Source organism: Ancylobacter terrae (assembly GCF_045108345.1).
Taxonomy (GTDB): Bacteria; Pseudomonadota; Alphaproteobacteria; order Rhizobiales; family Xanthobacteraceae; genus Ancylobacter.
Window position 1 is genome coordinate 364,967 of the sequence record NZ_JBJGXH010000004.1, and the last position, 17,602, is coordinate 382,568.

A 17,602-nucleotide genomic window follows, 5' to 3' on the forward strand; every position below is an offset into this window, starting at 1 on the left:
CTAGCTGCCGCGCACGCGGGCGAGAAAGGCGTCGAGCACAGGATAATAGGCACCCGGCTCCTCGTAGAAAGGCATGTGGCTGGAATTGGGGAACACATGCAGTTCGGCATCGGGCAGTGCGCGCTTCATCCGCGCCGCGCAGGCCGGGGTGAGCTCGTCGTGACGGCCGACCGTGATCAGCACCGGCACGATGATGCGGGGAAGGTCCGGCACCCGGTTCCAGTCCTTGAGGTTGCCGATGTAGAGGAATTCGTTCGGCCCCTGCATCGTCTCATAAGGCGCCATGTTCCAGTCGCCCAGCGAGCGCTGGATCGGCGCCGGCCACTCGCTGAGCCGGCAGACATGGCGGTAGTTCAGCAGCGTGATCGCGGCGAGATATTCGGGGTGGTTGAAGCTGCCGTCCGCTTCGTGGGCGAGCATCATCGCCACCGTCTCAGGCCCGAGCGCGGCGCGCAGCCGCTCCAGTTCGGTCACGAGATGGGGGATGTCGGCGACGGTGTCCTCGAGGATCAGGCTCCTGAGCGCATCCGGGTAGGTCAGCGCGTAATCGATGGCGAGCCAGCCGCCCCAGCTGTGGCCGAGCAGATGCACCTTGCCGAGCCCCAGCGCCCGCCGCACCGTTTCGGTCTCTTCGACATAGCGCCCAATGGTCCACAGTGCGGCATCGTCGGGCCGGTCCGAGGCGCCGGTGCCGAGCTGGTCGAAGGCGACGACCCGGTAGCCCCAGTCGATCAGGCAGGAATGGGCCTCGCGCAGGTAGTCGCACGGCAGGCCGGGCCCGCCGTTGAGGCACAGCACCGTCTCGTCGCCGCTGCCGAACGAATAGGCGACGACCTTGTAGCCATCGACCTCGATGGTGATCGTTTCGTCCGGCTGGATCTCGCGCCACATCCGCCCTGCTCCCTATTCGTTGCCAGCAAGACACGCCAGCAAGTTTCCGGCCAGAAACGCGCGGGTGCGCCGCGCATTGCCACGGCGGCCGGTGCAGGGATAGATGCGCGCGGCAGGTGCGGCGCAAATGGCCGCCGAATGGCATCGGGAGACGGAAATGATCTGGGAAATCGCGCTGATCGAGGTCAAACCCGGCGAGGAAGCGGCGTTCGAGGCCGCAGCGGCGCAGGCGGTGCCGCTGTTCAAGCGCGCCAAGGGCTGCAAGGGAATGCAAATCCAGCGCTCGATCGAGCATCCGAGCCGCTACCGGCTCGTCGTCGACTGGGAGACGCTGGAAGACCACACGGTGCACTTCCGCGGATCCGAGGATTTCCTCGAATGGCGCAAGCTGGTCGGCCCGCATTTCGCCGAGCCGCCGCAGGTCGAGCATACCGAGCGAGTGCTGGCCGGTTTCTGACGTCAGTGGCCGGCGCTCGGCGGACGGCCCTCGGCCTTTCCAGCTGCCTTCAGTGCGACAGCAGGCAGCACACTGGCGCGTGACGCAGCAGGTCACGGGTCACGCTGCCCAGCACCCACTCACGCAACCGGGAATGCCCGTAGGCGCCGGACACCACGAGGTCGGCGCCCTCCCCCTCGGCGATCGACAGCAGCGTTTCGCCGACGCTGCCGTGGGTCTTCGGCTCGTGCACCCGCCGGGCCTCGATGCCGTAGCCGCGCAGATAGGCCTGAACATCCAATGCCTCAGCCGGATCGGTGCTGTCGCCGATCGTGGCGATGGTCACCGCCTCGGCCCCGACCATGAAGGGCAAGCCGTCCCGCAGCGCACGCCGCGCTTCGCGGGAGTTCTTCCAGGCACACAGCACCCGCCGTGCCTCGAGCGTGCGTACCATGCGCGGCACCACGAGGACCGGGCGGCCCGCCTCGATCAGCACCGGCGCCGGCGCGACATCGAGCATGGGTTCGTCGCCCACGCCGGGAATGGCCTGACCGATGACGACGAGGTCGGCGCACCGCGCCTCACTGGTGATGGCGCGCTCGGGCGATGCACTGAAGGAGCGCCATTCGAGCCGCTCCCGGGTGCCCGCCACCTGCCGGAACAGTGCCTCGGCCTTGGCGAGATCCTCTTCGACCCGCCGCTGCGCCGCGTCGAGCGAGCGGGTGTCGACGGTCGCCGAGAGGTCGCCATAGATCGGGAACTGGAAATCCTCCGCCGCCACCCCGATCAGGCGGGCGCCGAAGCGGTCGGCAAGCGCAGCGGCCAGTTCGATCCGCCCGCGGCCGCGCGGTTCGAGATCGACATGGACGAGCAGGCTGGTGACGGTCGGGACGAGTGACATGGCGCATCTCCCCGCGAGGTGCGGCCTCTTCGGGCCGGTTGTGTCAGGATTTCATATCGGAGGCCGGCTGTCTTGGTCTGTTGCAGCGGTCGCCGGGCGGGTTCCGACGGCCAGCGTCGCGATCACCACCGCCGGGTCCTCCGGGTCGGGCCGCATCAGGAAGCCGAGGTCGCCGCACAGCTCGATCATCGGCGTGTTGGAGCGCAGGATCTGCCCTTCCACGCGCGAAATGCCCTCCACTTCCGCCCATTCGATGATCAGCCGCATGAGCGCCCAGCCGAGGCCGGTTCCCTTGAGGTCCGACCGCACGAGAATGGCATATTCCCCGCTGCGATGGTCGGCATCCGCGTGCAGCCGCACCACGCCGGCCATCTCGTCCCCGTCGAGGGCGACGAAGGCCATGGAGCGCGCGTAGTCGATCTGGACCAGGGCGGCGAGGAAATCGTGGCCGACATTGCGCACCGGCGCGAAGAAGCGCAGCCGCAGGTCCTCATCGGACACGCGATCGATGAAGGCCCGGAACATCGCTTCGTCCTCGGGACGCACGGGACGCACGAAATAGCCCGCGCCCCGTCGCACCGTGATCCGCCGTTCCCACTCGCTGGGGTAGGGCCGCACCGCAAAGCGGGCGTGGCGCACACCCGCGAGGCCGGGCGCCGACACGGCCAGTACCACGCGGGCGTCGAGCGCCAGCACCCCGTCCGCATCGGCGAGCAGGGGGTTGATGTCGAGTTCCGCGATCTCCGGCAGGTCGGCCGCCATCTGCGCGAGGCGGACGAGCACCAGTTCCACCGCCCGTCCGTCGGCAGCGGCGATATTCCGGTAGGACGCGAGCAGGCGCGCGACGCGAGTACGTCCGATCAGGTCGCGGGCCAGGTTGAGATCGAGCGGCGGCAACGCAATGGCCCGATCACCGATCACTTCCACCGCAACGCCGCCGCGGCCGAAGGCGATCACCGGGCCGAAGGTCGGATCGTCGGCGATACCGACGATGAGTTCGCGCGCCTGAGGTCGCCGGATCATCGGTTGAACGATGATTCCGGCGATGCGGCTGCCGGACTGCCGGCTGGCCACCGCCTCCAGCATGCGGCGTGCCGCCGCCCGGACCGCCTCCACGCTGGACAGATCCAGCACGACGCCATCGACATCGGACTTGTGAACGATGTCGGGCGAGAGGATCTTGATGGCGACCGCGCCACCCCCGGCGAGGAAGGGGTCGGCCGCCGCGGCCGCTTCCTCGGCATCGGCGGCGAGCCGCACCGGAACGGCGGGGATACGGTAGGCCTCAAGCAGCCCTCCCACTTCAACCGGCGACAATGTGCGGCGCTGCTCCGCCAAGGCCCCGTCGACGATGGCGCGCGCGCGGGCCAGGTCGGGCGCGGTGTCGGCCGGCATCTCGTCGGGCGTACGCATCAGTGCCTCGCGGGCCTCGCGGTAGCGCACGAGGTGCATGAATCCGGCGATCGCATCGGCCTCGGTGGCATAGCTCGAAATGCCGGCCGCCTCGAAGGCCGGAGCGACCCGCTCGTCGCCGCCCAGCCAGACGGCAAAGGCCGGCTTGCCGCCGCCCGGCTGACGCTTGACCACATCCGCGACCGCTTCCGCGACATCCGTCGCGCTGGCGAGCGCGGTCGGCACCTGCAGCACCGCCACGGCATCCGTGCCCGGATCGGCGAGCAGTGCCTGCAGGGCGGCGGCGTAACGCGGCGCATCGGCGTCGCCGACGATGTCGACCGGGTTGGTACCGGACCAGGTGGCCGGCATCGCGGCGTCCAGCGCCGCCATCGTCGCAGGGGCAAGTTCGGCGAGGCGGCCGCCGAAATCGGCGAGGCGGTCGACCGCCAGCACGCCGAGACCGCCACCGTTGGTCAGGATGGACAGGCGATCGCCGCGAAAGGCGCGCCGTCGCCCCAGCGTCTCGGCAGCGACGAAGAGTTCGTCGAGGTCGCGCACGCGGATCAGCCCGGCGCGGCGGAACGCCGCCTCGTAGACCGCGTCGGAGCCGGCCATGGCGCCGGTGTGGGTCGCGGCGGCCTTCGCACCGGCGACGTGCCGGCCAGCCTTGATCACCACCACCGGCTTGCTTCGCGCCGCATCGCGTGCCGCCGACATGAACTTGCGGGCGTCCTCGATCGACTCGACGTAGAGCAGGATGGCGCGGGTCGCCCCGTCGCGCGCGAACCAATCGAGACAATCGCCGAAATCGACGTCGAGCATGTCGCCCAGCGTCACGACCGCCGAGAATCCTACCTTGCGCCGCTCGGCCCATCGCAGCAGGCCGCCGGCAAGCCCGCCGGACTGGGAGATGAGCGCCAGATCGCCGCGCTGGGCGGCGTGGCCGGCAAAGCTCGCATCGAGCCGGCCGCCGGGAGCAATGGTCCCTAGGCAGTTCGGCCCGACGAGCCGCATGCCATGGGCGCGCGCCGCCGCCCGCGTCGCCTCGGCGAGCGATCCCGGTCCGTGTCCGAGCCCCGTGCTGATGACGATCGCTGCTGCCACACCGCGCCGTCCAGCCGTCTCGACAATGCCCGGGATCGTGGCCGGCGGAGTGACGATGACGATCAGATCCGGGGTTTCCACGAGTTCCGCGATGGTCGGGACACAGGCGATGCCGTCGATGTCGGCATAGCGCGGGTTGACCGGATAGATCCGGCCGCGAAATCCGCCGGCGATCAGGTTCGACAGTACCGCGCAGCCGAGCGAGCCAGGCCGTGGACTGGCGCCGATCACCGCCACGGAGGCCGGGGCAAACAGCTTGTCGAGGCGATAGATGCTCACCGGAACCTCATTCGGCGGGAGGGGCCGGACCGAAGCCCGGAACGGGAGGCGCCACGAAGCCTGCCAGACTATTGCGCCGGTGATCGTGCGCCAATCGGTGGCACGGCGACGACAGCCTCCGCAGCCGAGCGGGCGACATCTTCAGCATTGGCGGCGGCGGGAATACGCGTCCAGTCGATATCGCCAGCACCGCGGGCAAGCTGGCTCGCCAGCACGGATTCGGTCGCATCGGAAACGTCGTTGCGGCGGGCCCGCACGCGCACGGCAAGCCGCTCGGGATCGACCTCGAGCCATAGCCCGTCGAAAGGCACGCCGGCCGCCAATGCGGCATCGGCAATGCTCCTGCGATCCGCCGCGCGGTCGAAAACGGCATCGGCGATGGCGGCATGGCCCTCCGCCGCCACGGCGGCGGCACGAGCGATCAGCGTCGCGTAGACCTTCTCCGAAACCTCGGGGCGATAGGCTTCCGGCGGGAGGCGCGTCTGCGGCGCGGCGTTCAGCATGGCCTTGCGGATCCGGTCGCTGGCAAGGATGCGTGCGCCCGGCGGCGGCCCGATCTCCGGTGCGAGCCGTGCCGCCACGGTGGATTTCCCCGAACCGGAAAAGCCGCCGATCGCGATCACCCGGGCGGATTGCGGGCGCAGCAGTTCCCGCGCCAGCGCGAAGCTTTCCAGCGCTTCAAGGCGTGCCGCCGCGCGGTGGTCCGCCCCCGCATTCGGATCGCCCGCGAGCCGCCCGGCTATATGAGCGCGGATCGCCGCCCGCACCGCCATCATGAACGGCAACAGCGACAGGGCGTGCTCGTCTTCCGGCGGCGCACGGTCGAGATAGCGGTTCAGCACGAGATTGGCGCCGGCGTGCAGCCCGCGGCGCCACAGATCCATCAGCAGGAAGGCGAGATCATAGAGCACATCGACGGTCGCGAGCGCCTCGTCGAATTCCAGCGCGTCGAACAGCACGGGCCTGCCCTCGACAAGGCAGATGTTGCGCAGATGCAGGTCGCCATGACCGCGCCGGATGCGGCCCGCCCGGCCCCTCGCGTCCAGCCGGACACGGTGACGTTCCAGTTCCGCCTTACCCCGCGCCGCAAAGGCCGCCACCTCTGCGGGATCGAACAGGCCTGCGGCATCGAGGTCTCGGATCACACCGTCGACGACGCGGGACAGCCGGTCGGTGCCGTCTTCGGTGACATAGACCGCCGCGCCCTCATGATAGATCGCTACGGCTTCGGCGAGCGCGGCGAGCAGAGGCGGATCCAGCCGCCCCGCCCGCGCCATCACGTCGAGCAGGGCCGCCGCATCGAAGCGTTCCATCTCCACCACGGCATCGACCAGCGGACCCTCGCCGTCGAGGGCAAGATCCCCCGCCGGCGCGCGCGTGACGCGCCGCACGCCGCGATACAGCATCGGCGCGCCGCGGCGATTGACCTCATCCTCGCGCTGGCAGGCGGCGAGGCGCTTTTCCGGCGTCGCGAAATCGACATAGGGCAGGCGAACCGCACGTTTCAACTTGAGCGCTCGTCGGCCGGCCAGCAGCACATGGGAGATATGGGTCGAGACGGTCTCGACCGGGGGGGCTCCCTCGCAAGCCGCAAGATGATCGCGGAGGAAGACCAGCGTCTCCCGCTGCCCGTCCTCGCCACCCACCTCGGTCGAGCGTCCGGTCCGCATCATACCCCCTCCATACCGTGCCTTCCTCGGGCGATCCCGACGGACGCGCCTTGATCGAACGCAACGGCCACCGCGACATTGGCGCCCGGCGAAGTTTGCATTGACAAGCGGCAGCGGTGATGGCGCCTGTCCTGCGCCGCACCCGGCCGCCGATGGACCCGACCGACATGATCGAGACCCTGCCTCCCGCCGCCCGTGATCTTGCCGCGCTGATCGCCGCGGACAAGGCTCGAATCGGCGTCATCGGGCTCGGCTATGTCGGGTTGCCGCTGGCGCTGGTCGCGGTCGAGGCGGGCTTTGCCGTGACGGGCTTCGACATCAATCCGAAGCGCGTTGCCGCGATCGCCGCGGGTGAACCGGTGATCGACTACATGCCGCGTGAACGCCTGCCCGCCGCTCTCGCCACCGGGCGGCTCGATCTCACCACCGATCCCGACCGGCTCGGCACGTGCGATGTCCTCATCATCTGCGTTCCGACCCCGCTCACGGTGCAGCGCGAGCCTGACCTGTCCTATGTGATCGACACCGCGCAGGCGATTGCGCGTACCCTGCGGCCCGGCCGGCTGGTGGTTCTCGAATCGACCACCTGGCCCGGCACCACCGTCGAGGTGGTACGGCCCCTATTGGAACAGGGCGGGCTGGTGGGCGGACGGGATTTCTTCCTTGCCTTCTCGCCCGAGCGCGAGGATCCCGGCAACACCAGCTATTCCACTGCGTCCATCCCCAAGGTGGTCGGCGGAGACGGCGCTGCGGCGGGGCAGCTCGCGCAGGCGCTCTATGCCCGCCTCGTCACCGATGTCGTGCCGGTGTCCTCGACGCAGGTTGCGGAAGCCGTGAAGCTCACGGAAAACATCTTCCGGTCGGTCAACATCGCCCTCGTCAACGAGCTGAAGACCGTCTATGCGGCGATGGGCATCGACATCTGGGAGGTGATCGAAGCGGCGAAGACCAAGCCGTTCGGCTTCATGCCGTTCTATCCCGGTCCCGGCCTCGGCGGGCACTGTATCCCGATCGACCCGTTCTACCTCACCTGGAAGGCGCGGGAGTTCGACATCGAGACCCGCTTCATCGAACTCGCCGGCCAGGTGAACACGCGCATGCCCTATCTCGTCATCGACCGCCTCGCCGAGGCGCTCGACACCGTTGCGGGGCGCGGGATTTCGGGCGCCCGCATCCTCATCCTCGGCGCGGCCTACAAGAAGAATGTCGACGACACCCGCGAAAGCCCGAGCCTGAAGCTGATGGAACTGATCGGGCTGCGGGGCGGCCGTTTCGCCTATCACGACCCGCATGTACCCGCCTTGCCGCGGACGCGCCGCCACCCCGCGCTGGCAGGGCAGGAATCCATCGTCCTGACCCCGGATTCGATCGCCGGTTTTGACGCCGTACTGGTCGCCACCGATCATGATGCGATCGACTACGCGCTGATCGCCGCCCATGCGAGGCTTGTGGTCGATACACGCAACGCCTTCGCACGGCTCGGGCTTTCGCCCCGTCACCTGGTCAAGGCGTAGGCCGCGCCGACGCCAGGGTGAGTTCGCCCCACTCAGCGCTCATCCTCGCGGCCGACCTGCTTCTCGACGAGCTTGCGCTCGACCATCAGCAGGTGGTTCCGCATCGCGACCGCGGCCGCGGACATGTCGCGATGCTCGATGGCGTCGACGATCGCCTCGTGCTCGGCGAAGCTGTGATGGTTCGCGAGCGGACCCACCGGCGCCACCCGCAGGCGGCCCCAGGTCACTGCCCGGCGAACGGCGTTGAGCGTATCGAACAGGCCGAGCAGCAGGCTGTTCTGGGTGGCCTCGGCGATGCCGCGGTGCAAGCGTGCGTCCCAGCCCTCATACTGCCGCCACGTCTCCGACTGGCGTGAGCGGGCGAGGCACATGCGCATCTCGGAAATCGCGGCCGGCGTCGCGGTGAAGGCGGCGACGCGGGCAATCTCGGGTTCAATGGCGAGACGGGTCCGCATCACCTCCGTCGGGTTGCTGTGCCGCGCGAGCGCCGCGATGTCCGCGAAGGTATTGAGCGGGCGGCTGCCCATGAAGGTGCCCTTGCCGACATGACGCCAGAGCTGGCCCTCCGATTCGAGGACGTCCAGCGCCTTGCGCAGTTCGGTGCGCGAAACCCCCAGCGCCGCCGCGAGCTCGCGCTCGGGCGGCAGCCTGCCATCTTCCGGCAGTTCCGCCTGGGCCAGATAGGCCCGGAGCTGGGTCAGGATGCTTTTTTCCGGATGCGCATCGACGGGCGGGGTCAGCATGGAGTCCGCTCAACCAAACATGGGATTGGTTCTGTCTATGGCGGCGCAGCACGGCGGGTCAAGCCATCACGTTCCAGTCATGAGCTTGACCCAGCGGGAGGGCCAATATAAACCAAATACGAATTGGTTTGCCACAAAATGGCAATGGTCAGAGGTGGATCAAGCCACCCGGCAATCAAGGGAGTTGAAATTGCTCAAGCATCTGACATGGAAGGGGCGCGGCTCGGCGGCTGCCGCGGCCGCTATTGGTCTGGGCGCCGTCCTCCTCGCGACCCCCGCGGCCGAAGCCAAGGTCCGCGTGGCCTATGGCGACATCGCCAGCGTGGAAAATCTCCATCTCCTCGCCGCCTTCGAGCTCGCCAAGCAGCGGGGCGTCGAGATCGAGATGACCTACCTCAAGTCCGAGGACATCGCGGCGCAGGCGGTGGTGAGCGGCCAGGCCGACATCGGTGTCGGCGGCCCCTATGCGCTGATCCAGAAGGCCAAGGTGCCGGTCCGGATCTTCCTGCAGCTCTCGACACTGCGCTTCTACCCGGTGGTGAACGCTGAATTCTACAAGACCTGGAAGGACCTCAACGGCCAGGAGGTCGCGGTGCATTCGCGCGGCTCCGGCACCGAGGCCATCATGCGCCTGATGGAAGACAAGCAGGGCATCAAGTTCTCCAAGCTCAGCTACATCCCCGGCTCCGAAGTGCGCGCCGGCGCGCTGATCCAGGGCAACGTCAAGGCCAGCATCGTCGACGCCGCCGGCCGCCGCCTGCTCGAGGACAAGGCGCCCGGCAAGTTCATCGTGCTGCCGATGGATGGGGTGAACGCCACCGACGAGGCGCTGTTCGCCCGCCAGGACTTCCTCGACAAGAACCAGAAGGACGTCGACATCATCGTCGAGTCGGTTCTGACCACGTGGCGCGAGGTCACCAAGAACCCGGCGATCGTCGCGGAGTGGCGGGCCAAGTACAAGCTCCTGCCCGACCTGCCGGCCGACCAGGCCAAGGACATCGTGCCCTATTTCACCGAACTGGCGGAAGGCAAGGCGTTCCCGCTCAATGGCGGCGGCGAGGCGGCAGCCAAGGACGATTTCGCCTTCTACACGCTGTCGGGCCAGCTCACCGGCGACGCGGGGAGCCTCAAGATCGACGAGTTCTGGTCACTCGAGCCGCTCAACCGCGCGCTCGGCAAGGTCGGCACGAACTGAGGCCGGGGCATGTCTCTTCCCGCACAGGCGAACGGCTCCGCGCGAGCCGTTCGTGACGCCGAGACCTCCTCGTTGCGGCGGTGGATCGGCGAACACCGGATGGCGCTCTGGCGGACCGCCTCGATCGGCCTGTTCTTCCTCGTCTGGGAGATCGCCGGTCGGGTGCCGATCAGCTTCGCCTTCCCGACCTTCCTCGAGACGGCGCGCGCCTTCCTGACGATGCTGTTCAACGGCGCCTTCCTCGCCGCCTATGCCGAGACGCTGCAGCCTCTGGTGATCGGCATCGCCATCTCGGCGCTCGTCGGCGTCGGGGTCGGCATCGTGATGGGGCTGTCGCGCTTCACCGAATGGCTGGCCGCGCCGGTGTTCATCGTGCTGCAGGCGGCGCCCATGGCGGCGCTGATCCCGCTCATTACCTTCGTGTACGGCATCGGCCTGCTGGCGAAGACGCTCGCCGTGATCATGCTCGCGCTGCCGGTGATCGCGCTGAACGGCTACAAGGCCGTGCGCAATGCCAATCCATCGCTCGTCGCCATGTGCCATTCCTTCCAGGGCACACGCTGGCAGCAGATCACCAAGATCATCATCCCGGATGCCTCGCCGGTCATCTTTGCCGGCCTGCGCCTCGGGCTGGCCGCCGGCTTCATCGGCGTGATCCTCGCCGAACTGCTGATCACCCCGACCGGCATCGGGGATCTCATCACCTATCACCGGTCGGTGGCGGACTATCCCGAAATGTACGCCGCCGTCGTCTCCATCATCCTCGTATCGACGCTGACGCTGGCGGCGCTGGAAGCCTTCGAGCTTCGCGTGCTGCGGCCCGAGAAGCGTAGGAACTGAGCCATGCGCAACATCACGGCCGAAGCCACCGCGGCCGCCGCCGAGCCGGCCGGCACCGACGTCGCCGTCGAGGTCCGCGGCATCACCAAAATGTATACGGAGATCGAGGCGCTGCGCTCGATCGATCTCGATTTCCCGCGCGGCAAGCTGACCACGCTGCTCGGCCCGTCCGGCTGCGGCAAGACCACGCTGCTCAAGATCATCGCCGGCCTGATCCCGGCGACGGCGGGCGAGGTGCGGGTGAACGGCCGGGCCGTCACCGGCCCCGGGCCGGAGCGCGCCTTCGTATTCCAGGACTTCGCGCTGATGCCGTGGGCCACGGTCATGCGCAACGTCGCCTTCGGCCTTGAACTGAAGGGCATGGGCAAGGACGAGCGCCAGGCCATCGCCGCGAAATACATCAACGAGGTGGGCCTGGCGGGCTTCGAGAACAAGTACCCGCACGAGCTCTCAGGCGGCATGCGCCAGCGCGTCGGCCTCGCCCGTGCCTTCGCCGTCAATGCCGACGTGCTGCTGCTCGACGAGCCGTTCTCGGCGGTGGACGAGCAGAACCGCCGCAAGTTCCAGGAAGACCTGCTGCGTCTTGTCGAGCTGGAGCGCAAGACCTTCATCTTCGTTACCCACTCGATCGAGGAAGCGGTCTACGTGTCCGATCGCATCGTGATCCTTTCCCGCCGTCCGGGCCGGATCGCGCAGATCATAGAGCCGGAGATCGACCGCTCGGCCTCCCCGGATGCCATCCGCCGTGACCAGTCCTATCTCGACACGGTCGAGGAGATCTGGCAGGGCCTGAAGCGCTATGTGGATTGAGGGGCTGCGCCGATGACGCTGTTCGGTCGCCGCATCCCGATGATGGCCTCGCTCATCGTGTGGTGCCTCCTGTGGGAGATCGTGGGGCGCTCTGGCGCCATCTTCCTCATTCCTCCGCTTTCCAGCGTCCTGGTCGCCGCGGTGGCGCTGGTGCAGACCGGCACCTGGCAGGCGGCGGCGCTGACGACGCTCAGCAGCTTCGCTATCGGCATGGCCTTCGCCATCGTCGCCGGTGTTGCGGTCGGCGTGCTGATGGGCCGCTCGCAGACCGCCGACAACCTGTTGGGCATCTGGGTCAACATCTTCGTATCGGCACCGCTTTCGGCGCTGGTGCCGGTGCTGATGATCCTGTTCGGCATGGGCGAGACCACGGTCGTGGTCACCGTGTTCCTGTTCGCGGTGTGGATCATCGTGCTGGACACCCGCGCCGGCATCCAGGGCGTGCCGGCCTCGCTGGTCGAGATGGGACGGAGCTACGGCGCCTCGACCTTCGCGCTGTACACGCGAATCATCCTGCTCGCCGCCCTGCCCGAAATTCTCGCCGGCATCCGCCTCGGCGTGATCCGCGGCGTCAAGGGCGTGGTGATCGGGCAGTTGCTGGTCGCCATTCTCGGCTATGGCGAATTGTTCGAGCTCTACTCGCGCAATTTCGACATGGAGAATTTCTGGGCCCTCACCATCATCCTGTTCGCCGCGGCGATGCTGCTCTCGGCGATCATCGAATCCCTCGAGAAACGCGTCGATTATTACGCTGGAGTCCGCTGATGAACGCCCCGATCGATACCGCCTATGTGATCTCGCCGCCCGGAATTCCGACCCTGCCCATCGAGGGTTCGGACAAGCTGTTCCCGATCCATCGAATCTATTGTGTCGGCCGGAACTATGCCGAACACGCGATCGAGATGGGCCACGACCCGGACAAGGAGCCGCCCTTCTTCTTCCAGAAGAACCCCGACAACGTCATCACCAACGGCACCTTCCCCTATCCCGACAAGTCGAAGGATGTGCATTTCGAACTCGAAATGCTGGTCGCCATCGGCAAGGGGGGTATCAATATCCCGGTCGAGAGCGCGCTCGAGCATGTGTGGGGCTACGGCGTCGGGCTCGACATGACCCGCCGCGACCTGCAGGGCGAGGCGAAGAAGCTCGGGCGTCCCTGGGAAGTCGGCAAGGCGTTCGAGGCGTCGGCGCCCTGTGCGGCCTTGGTTCCGGCCGCCAAGATCGGCCACCCTGCCGACGGCAAGGTGTGGCTCGACGTCAACGGCACCCGGCGCCAGGTCGGCGACCTCAACCAGATGATCTGGAAGGTGCCGGAGATGATCTCCTACCTCTCCGGCCTTTTCGAACTCAAGGCGGGCGACATCATCATGTCCGGTACGCCAGCGGGCGTCGGCGCGATTGTCCGCGGCGATGTGATGGAAGGCGGCGTCGACGGTGTCGGCACGCTGACCGTCAAGGTGATCTGACGAACATGCTCTTCGCAGGTGCGGCCGAGGCCGCGCCTGCGGGTTGCTGCCTTACGCTGCGTTCGCCTTGAGGATCGCAGCATGGGGAACGCTGAGCGTCCCCTCGCTCTCGCCGACGAGGCGCTTGCGAATATCCGCGCTGCGGATGGCGGGGCTGAACAAAAAGCCCTGCACCTCGGAAACGCTCTTCTCGCTCACCAGGAAGGCGAGTTGCTCCTGGGTTTCCACACCTTCGACTACCACCGACATGCCGAGTTCGACCGATAGCCGGGCGACGCCGCGCAGCAGCTTCATGGCGCGCCGGTCCGCCTCGACGCCGAGCAGGAACGAGCGGTCGATCTTCACCTTGTTCAACGGGAACGCCTGGAGGTAGCTCAGGCTCGAATAGCCCGTGCCGAAATCGTCGAGCGCGATCCGCACCCCGAGATTGCGCAGCCGCCGCAGCGTGCGCCGCGTCGCGGCCGTGTCCTGCAGCAGCACCGTTTCGGTGATCTCGATCTCCAGCCGATGCGGGGGAAGGCCGGAGGCGGTGAGCGCATCGCGGACCATAGCCTCGACATTCGCCCGGCGGAATTGCAGCGGCGACAGGTTCACGGCGACGCTGACGTCGCTCGGCCATCTGGCGCATTCGCGGCAGGCCTCGCGCACAACCCAGGCGCCGATATCGACGATGAGACCCATTTCCTCCGCCACCGGGATGAATTCCCCGGGGGAGACCATGCCGCGGGTGGGATGAGGCCAGCGCAACAACGCCTCGCACGTCGTGGTGCGGCCCGTGCGCAGGTTGATCAACGGCTGGTAATGCAGTTCGAACTCCTCGCGTGCCACAGCGTCGCGAATGTCCAGTTCGAGCGTGCGGCGGGCCTGCGCCTTCACGTCCATGTCGCGCTCGAAGAACCGCCAGACGCCGCGCCCGTCGGCCTTCGCACGGTAGAGCGCCATGTCGGCATTCTTCAGCAGGTGGTCGACGTTGTAGCCGTCCTGCGGCGCCAGCGAGATGCCGACGCTGGCCCCGACCACGATCTGGTGACCCTCGATGTCGTAGATGCGGCTGAGGGTCTCGATGATCCGCCCCGCCAATGCAGCCGCGTCCTTGGTTTCCTTGCCGCGCCGCAACGTCTGCAGCACGACGAATTCGTCGCCGCCGAAGCGAGCCACGAGATCCATGTCCCGCACTGAATTGCGCAGGCGCTCGGCCACCTCGCACAAGAGAGCATCGCCGAAGGAGTGGCCCAGCGTGTCGTTGACCTGCTTGAAATCGTCGAGATCGATGAAGAGGATCGCCCGGGCCGCGCCGGGCTTTATGTTGGCAAGCGCGGCTTCGAAGTGTTCCGTGAACGAGGTGCGGTTCGGCAGGCCGGTCAGCGCATCATAGCGGGCGAGATGCTCGATCTTCGCCTCGGCGGTGCGGCGCTCGGTGATGTCCTCGATCAGCACGACGCAGCCGCCGGTCTCCATGGGCTGGAACGCCACCTCCAGCATCCGGCCATCGGCCCGATCGAGCGGGATCGGATCGTGGCGGGGAGCCGCCAGCGCTGCGAGGAAGTTCGGCGCGAAGCGGCCGACGGCGGGCGGCGACATCCGCCCCGACCGCAGGCACTCCAACATGAGTTCGTGAGCCGGCATGCCGCGGCGCTCCTCCCCCTGCGGCAGGCCGAGCAGTTCGTCGAACCGCGAATTGGCGACAACGAATTTCTGCCGCTCGTCGAACATGCACAGGCCGTGCGGCATGTTGTTGAGAGCCGTGTCGAACTGGACCGCGAGCAGCTTGATATCGTGCGAGGCGACGACAGCATTCATCAGCACCCCGCGCAGGCGCGCGGAAATCGTGCGGATGGAGAGGAAGAAGGGCACCAGCAGCGCCGCGAGGAAGGCATAGTACCCATTGTACTGCAGCAGTAGCGCCGAGATCATCGGCACGGCGGCGCAGATGGTCTGGGTGACGACGATCTGGTCGCTCGAGAAATTCCGCCCGGTCGTACCCACCATATAGGCCAGGACGACGGAGAAGCTGAGCAGATGCGCGATCGCGTCGGCGGTCCGCACGAAGGTCAGGAAGCACCAGATGCCGAGCACCGCCACATAGGCGGCTGAGGCGATGGTGTAGCGGACTTCCCAGCGACGGGCCTCCTCGTAGGTGCCCGGCTTCGCCGGCTGCTGCGCGAAGCCACGCATGTCGCGACCGCGGGCGAGACCGATCAGGGCGAGCAGCACGCCGCACCAGAGCAGGCTCGTCTCGCCGGTCTTCCACCAGGTGACGAGCGCTGCCACCGAGGCGCTGATCGAACCGGCATAGAGCGAGCGGGCGTCCGAATACAGCGCCTCGACCGTCGAGACATAGATGTCCAGCGGCAGCTTCTCGTGCGACGGTCTCGGCAAATGAAGACGCATAATGGGCGCGGCACCTCTCCACCGCCGGCGAGGATAGGCCGAAACCCTTTACGATCCTTTCACGGGGACCGGCGGGTTTGAGCGATCGCCCGCTCAAACCCTTGCGTTTTCTCGATCCTTTTCTCTCGCGCGGGTTGAGGCGACCGACCGGCACACCGCCTCGTCAAGCCATGCATTTTCGACAGACCGGCTAAAATTTTAGCGATTTTCCCGTTTCAATTTGGTTAACAAATAGTTAACTTAACCCCTTACATTGCGTGAATTTCGCGCGCGAGGAGGGGTTTATGGCGTCGACGGCGCTTGTTGGCCGCAGTTTTTCCGAGCGTTTGGTGGACTTTCTTGACGTCATTGAGTATCGGCCGATCGGTGAGGGCGAGGATCGCGAGGCCGTTTTCCGGCTGCGCTACGATGCCTATGTGCGCGAAGGCGCGATCCCGATCAGCTTCTCCCGGCGGTTTACCGATCGCTTCGACGACATGCCGAACGCGCGCATCTTCGGCCTCTATATCGAGGGCGAACTGGCTAGTTCGATCCGTGTCCATGTCGCCTCGCGGGCGTATCCGGATGCGCCGTGCATGATGGCTTTCTCGGATGTTCTGGGTCCGGAAATCGCGGCGGGGCGCTCGATGGTGGATCCCAGTCGCTTCGTCGCCGACCAGACCTGGGCCCGCCGGCATTCGGAACTGCCATATGCCACCGTCCGGCTTGGCTTCCTGGCGACCGAGTATTTCCACGCCGATTTCGGCCTCGCCACGCCGCGCGCCGAGCATCAGGCCTTCTACAAGCGGCTGTTCGGCTTGCGGCTGCTCTGCGAGCCCCGTGAATACCCCAGCCTGACCAAGCCGCTCAGCCTGATGGGCATTCATTACCCGAGCGTGCGCGAGAGCCTGATGGAGCGCCACCCCTTCCTGCGCGCCACAGGCCCCGAACTGGAAGCGCTGTTCAAGGGGATGCCTTCGGTGCCGCTGGTGCCGAGCGTGCCGCTGGTGCCTCAGCCCGAGATTTTCGAGACAGCGGGGCAGAGCTGAGACGGCGCCGACGGGATGCAGCCGAGCCGCTCAGGCTGTCCGGAACATCATTCTGCCCTGCCGGGCTGCCCGGCGGGTCGCGAGGTCCGACAGGAACCGATCCAGAATCGGATCGAACAGATCGGGCCGCTCCAGGAAGGGGGCGTGCCCCGCCCCCTCGATCACGTGGCACCGCCCGTCCCACAGATCGCCATAGGCGAGGTCGGCGAGATAATCGAGACGCGCAAAGGGCTCGCCGGCGCCGTTGACTACCGCAACCGGCACATCGGCGCTCTCGATCGTCCGCTTCTGATCGGCACCTTCCGCCTTCATCATGCCGCGATAGAGTTCGGGTCGCGCACGAACATCCGTCCGCAGCACGGCGTCCACGAAGGCCGGATCGTAGGCGGTACCCAGCGTGGCCCGCGTGAGTCGACGCGCCTCACGCTCGCTAAGGCGCGCTCGCGTCATCAGCAGCAGATTGAGATTGACGTGGAACGCGCGCGCCATGCCAAGGAAGCCGTGCGCGTAAGGTGGCGCGCCGATGATCATCAACCCTCTGAGGCTCGGTCGTCGCGCCAGCATCTCGATGCCGATATGCCCCCCCAGCGACCACCCCAGGACGGCCGCATCCGGTATGCCCAGCAGGTCGAGCAGGTACAAAGCTGTCTCGGCGTGGCCTGGAATCGTATAGGCGCGGACATCCGATGCGTCACCCGATTCGCCGTGGCCCGCCAGATCCATCGCGATCATGCGGTAACGGCGTGCGAGCGCGCCTTCCATCTGATGACGAAACACGTCTTTGCAGCTGGAATTGCCATGCAGAAGCAGGACCGGCATGCCGACGCCGCCGCTGTCCCGAAGGGCAATATCGGCATGAGGCGTTCGCACGATGACAGGCGACGGTTTCATGGCGGCCGCTGTGTTACCAGAGCCCCTTATCGCCTGAAAAAGGTTTAC

The 17,602-nt window shown here is 67.2% G+C and carries 15 protein-coding genes; 8 read left to right on the forward strand and 7 right to left on the reverse strand.

What is annotated here, in order from left to right; translation table 11 throughout:
* A complete protein-coding gene (locus tag ACEUEL_RS20270) occupies nucleotides 1-891 on the reverse strand; it encodes a proline iminopeptidase-family hydrolase (RefSeq protein WP_405709394.1) in 891 nt (296 codons plus the stop codon).
* Nucleotides 892-1,048: 157 nt separating this feature from the next.
* Between ACEUEL_RS20270 and ACEUEL_RS20275 the strand changes: the two genes are divergently transcribed.
* Complete coding sequence (locus ACEUEL_RS20275) at nucleotides 1,049-1,348, forward strand: antibiotic biosynthesis monooxygenase family protein (protein WP_405709562.1); 300 nt, start codon at nucleotides 1,049-1,051, stop codon at nucleotides 1,346-1,348.
* A 49-nt stretch (nucleotides 1,349-1,397) separates the two neighbouring features.
* Here the strand turns inward: ACEUEL_RS20275 and ACEUEL_RS20280 are convergent, their stop codons facing one another.
* The 3 genes from ACEUEL_RS20280 to ACEUEL_RS20290 all read right to left on the reverse strand — a co-directional run bounded on the left by ACEUEL_RS20280 (nucleotide 1,398) and on the right by ACEUEL_RS20290 (nucleotide 6,679).
* Nucleotides 1,398-2,228: a universal stress protein gene (locus ACEUEL_RS20280; RefSeq protein ID WP_405709396.1), complete on the reverse strand. Its 831-nt coding sequence runs from the start codon at nucleotides 2,226-2,228 to the stop codon at nucleotides 1,398-1,400.
* A 51-nt stretch (nucleotides 2,229-2,279) separates the two neighbouring features.
* The gene (locus ACEUEL_RS20285) at nucleotides 2,280-5,006 is read right to left on the reverse strand and encodes a bifunctional acetate--CoA ligase family protein/GNAT family N-acetyltransferase (protein ID WP_405709398.1); all 2,727 of its coding nucleotides are present in this window, start codon (nucleotides 5,004-5,006) and stop codon (nucleotides 2,280-2,282) included.
* Nucleotides 5,007-5,074: 68 nt separating this feature from the next.
* The gene (locus ACEUEL_RS20290; protein ID WP_405709401.1) at nucleotides 5,075-6,679 is read right to left on the reverse strand and encodes a bifunctional aminoglycoside phosphotransferase/ATP-binding protein; all 1,605 of its coding nucleotides are present in this window, start codon (nucleotides 6,677-6,679) and stop codon (nucleotides 5,075-5,077) included.
* A 164-nt stretch (nucleotides 6,680-6,843) separates the two neighbouring features.
* On the opposite strand from ACEUEL_RS20290, the gene ACEUEL_RS20295 reads away from it, so the two are divergent.
* Nucleotides 6,844-8,190 (forward strand): nucleotide sugar dehydrogenase, encoded by a 1,347-nt coding sequence (locus tag ACEUEL_RS20295; RefSeq protein WP_405709565.1) that lies wholly within the window; start codon nucleotides 6,844-6,846, stop codon nucleotides 8,188-8,190.
* A gap of 32 nt (nucleotides 8,191-8,222) precedes the next feature.
* On the opposite strand, the gene ACEUEL_RS20300 is transcribed toward ACEUEL_RS20295, so the two are convergent.
* Nucleotides 8,223-8,933, reverse strand: a complete 711-nt coding sequence (locus ACEUEL_RS20300; RefSeq protein WP_405709404.1) for a FadR/GntR family transcriptional regulator — start codon at nucleotides 8,931-8,933, stop codon at nucleotides 8,223-8,225.
* A 190-nt stretch (nucleotides 8,934-9,123) separates the two neighbouring features.
* Here ACEUEL_RS20300 and ACEUEL_RS20305 point away from each other — a divergent pair, with 190 nt between their 5' ends.
* Genes ACEUEL_RS20305 through ACEUEL_RS20325 form a run of 5 tightly spaced genes read left to right on the forward strand, consistent with a single transcriptional unit; the run spans nucleotide 9,124 to nucleotide 13,244 of the window.
* Nucleotides 9,124-10,128: an ABC transporter substrate-binding protein gene (locus ACEUEL_RS20305; protein ID WP_405709407.1), complete on the forward strand. Its 1,005-nt coding sequence runs from the start codon at nucleotides 9,124-9,126 to the stop codon at nucleotides 10,126-10,128.
* A gap of 9 nt (nucleotides 10,129-10,137) precedes the next feature.
* Nucleotides 10,138-10,968 (forward strand): ABC transporter permease, encoded by an 831-nt coding sequence (locus tag ACEUEL_RS20310; protein ID WP_405709410.1) that lies wholly within the window; start codon nucleotides 10,138-10,140, stop codon nucleotides 10,966-10,968.
* 3 nt (nucleotides 10,969-10,971) lie between these two features.
* Nucleotides 10,972-11,778: an ABC transporter ATP-binding protein gene (locus ACEUEL_RS20315; protein ID WP_405709412.1), complete on the forward strand. Its 807-nt coding sequence runs from the start codon at nucleotides 10,972-10,974 to the stop codon at nucleotides 11,776-11,778.
* Nucleotides 11,779-11,790: 12 nt separating this feature from the next.
* Nucleotides 11,791-12,543 (forward strand): ABC transporter permease, encoded by a 753-nt coding sequence (locus tag ACEUEL_RS20320; protein WP_405709415.1) that lies wholly within the window; start codon nucleotides 11,791-11,793, stop codon nucleotides 12,541-12,543.
* Nucleotides 12,543-13,244, forward strand: a complete 702-nt coding sequence (locus ACEUEL_RS20325; RefSeq protein ID WP_405709418.1) for a fumarylacetoacetate hydrolase family protein — start codon at nucleotides 12,543-12,545, stop codon at nucleotides 13,242-13,244. The genes ACEUEL_RS20320 and ACEUEL_RS20325 overlap by 1 nt, the downstream gene beginning before the upstream one ends.
* Before the next feature lie 51 nt (nucleotides 13,245-13,295).
* On the opposite strand, the gene ACEUEL_RS20330 is transcribed toward ACEUEL_RS20325, so the two are convergent.
* Nucleotides 13,296-15,635 carry a putative bifunctional diguanylate cyclase/phosphodiesterase gene (locus tag ACEUEL_RS20330; protein ID WP_454892299.1) on the reverse strand — a complete coding sequence of 780 codons (2,340 nt, stop codon included), beginning with the start codon at nucleotides 15,633-15,635 and terminating at the stop codon, nucleotides 13,296-13,298.
* A 257-nt stretch (nucleotides 15,636-15,892) separates the two neighbouring features.
* Between ACEUEL_RS20330 and ACEUEL_RS20335 the strand changes: the two genes are divergently transcribed.
* Complete coding sequence (locus ACEUEL_RS20335) at nucleotides 15,893-16,663, forward strand: N-acyl amino acid synthase FeeM domain-containing protein (protein WP_405709423.1); 771 nt, start codon at nucleotides 15,893-15,895, stop codon at nucleotides 16,661-16,663.
* A gap of 30 nt (nucleotides 16,664-16,693) precedes the next feature.
* Here the strand turns inward: ACEUEL_RS20335 and ACEUEL_RS20340 are convergent, their stop codons facing one another.
* Entirely contained in the window at nucleotides 16,694-17,554 is an 861-nt protein-coding gene (locus tag ACEUEL_RS20340) for an alpha/beta fold hydrolase (RefSeq protein WP_405709426.1), read from the reverse strand.
* Nucleotides 17,555-17,602: the final 48 nt, after the last annotated feature.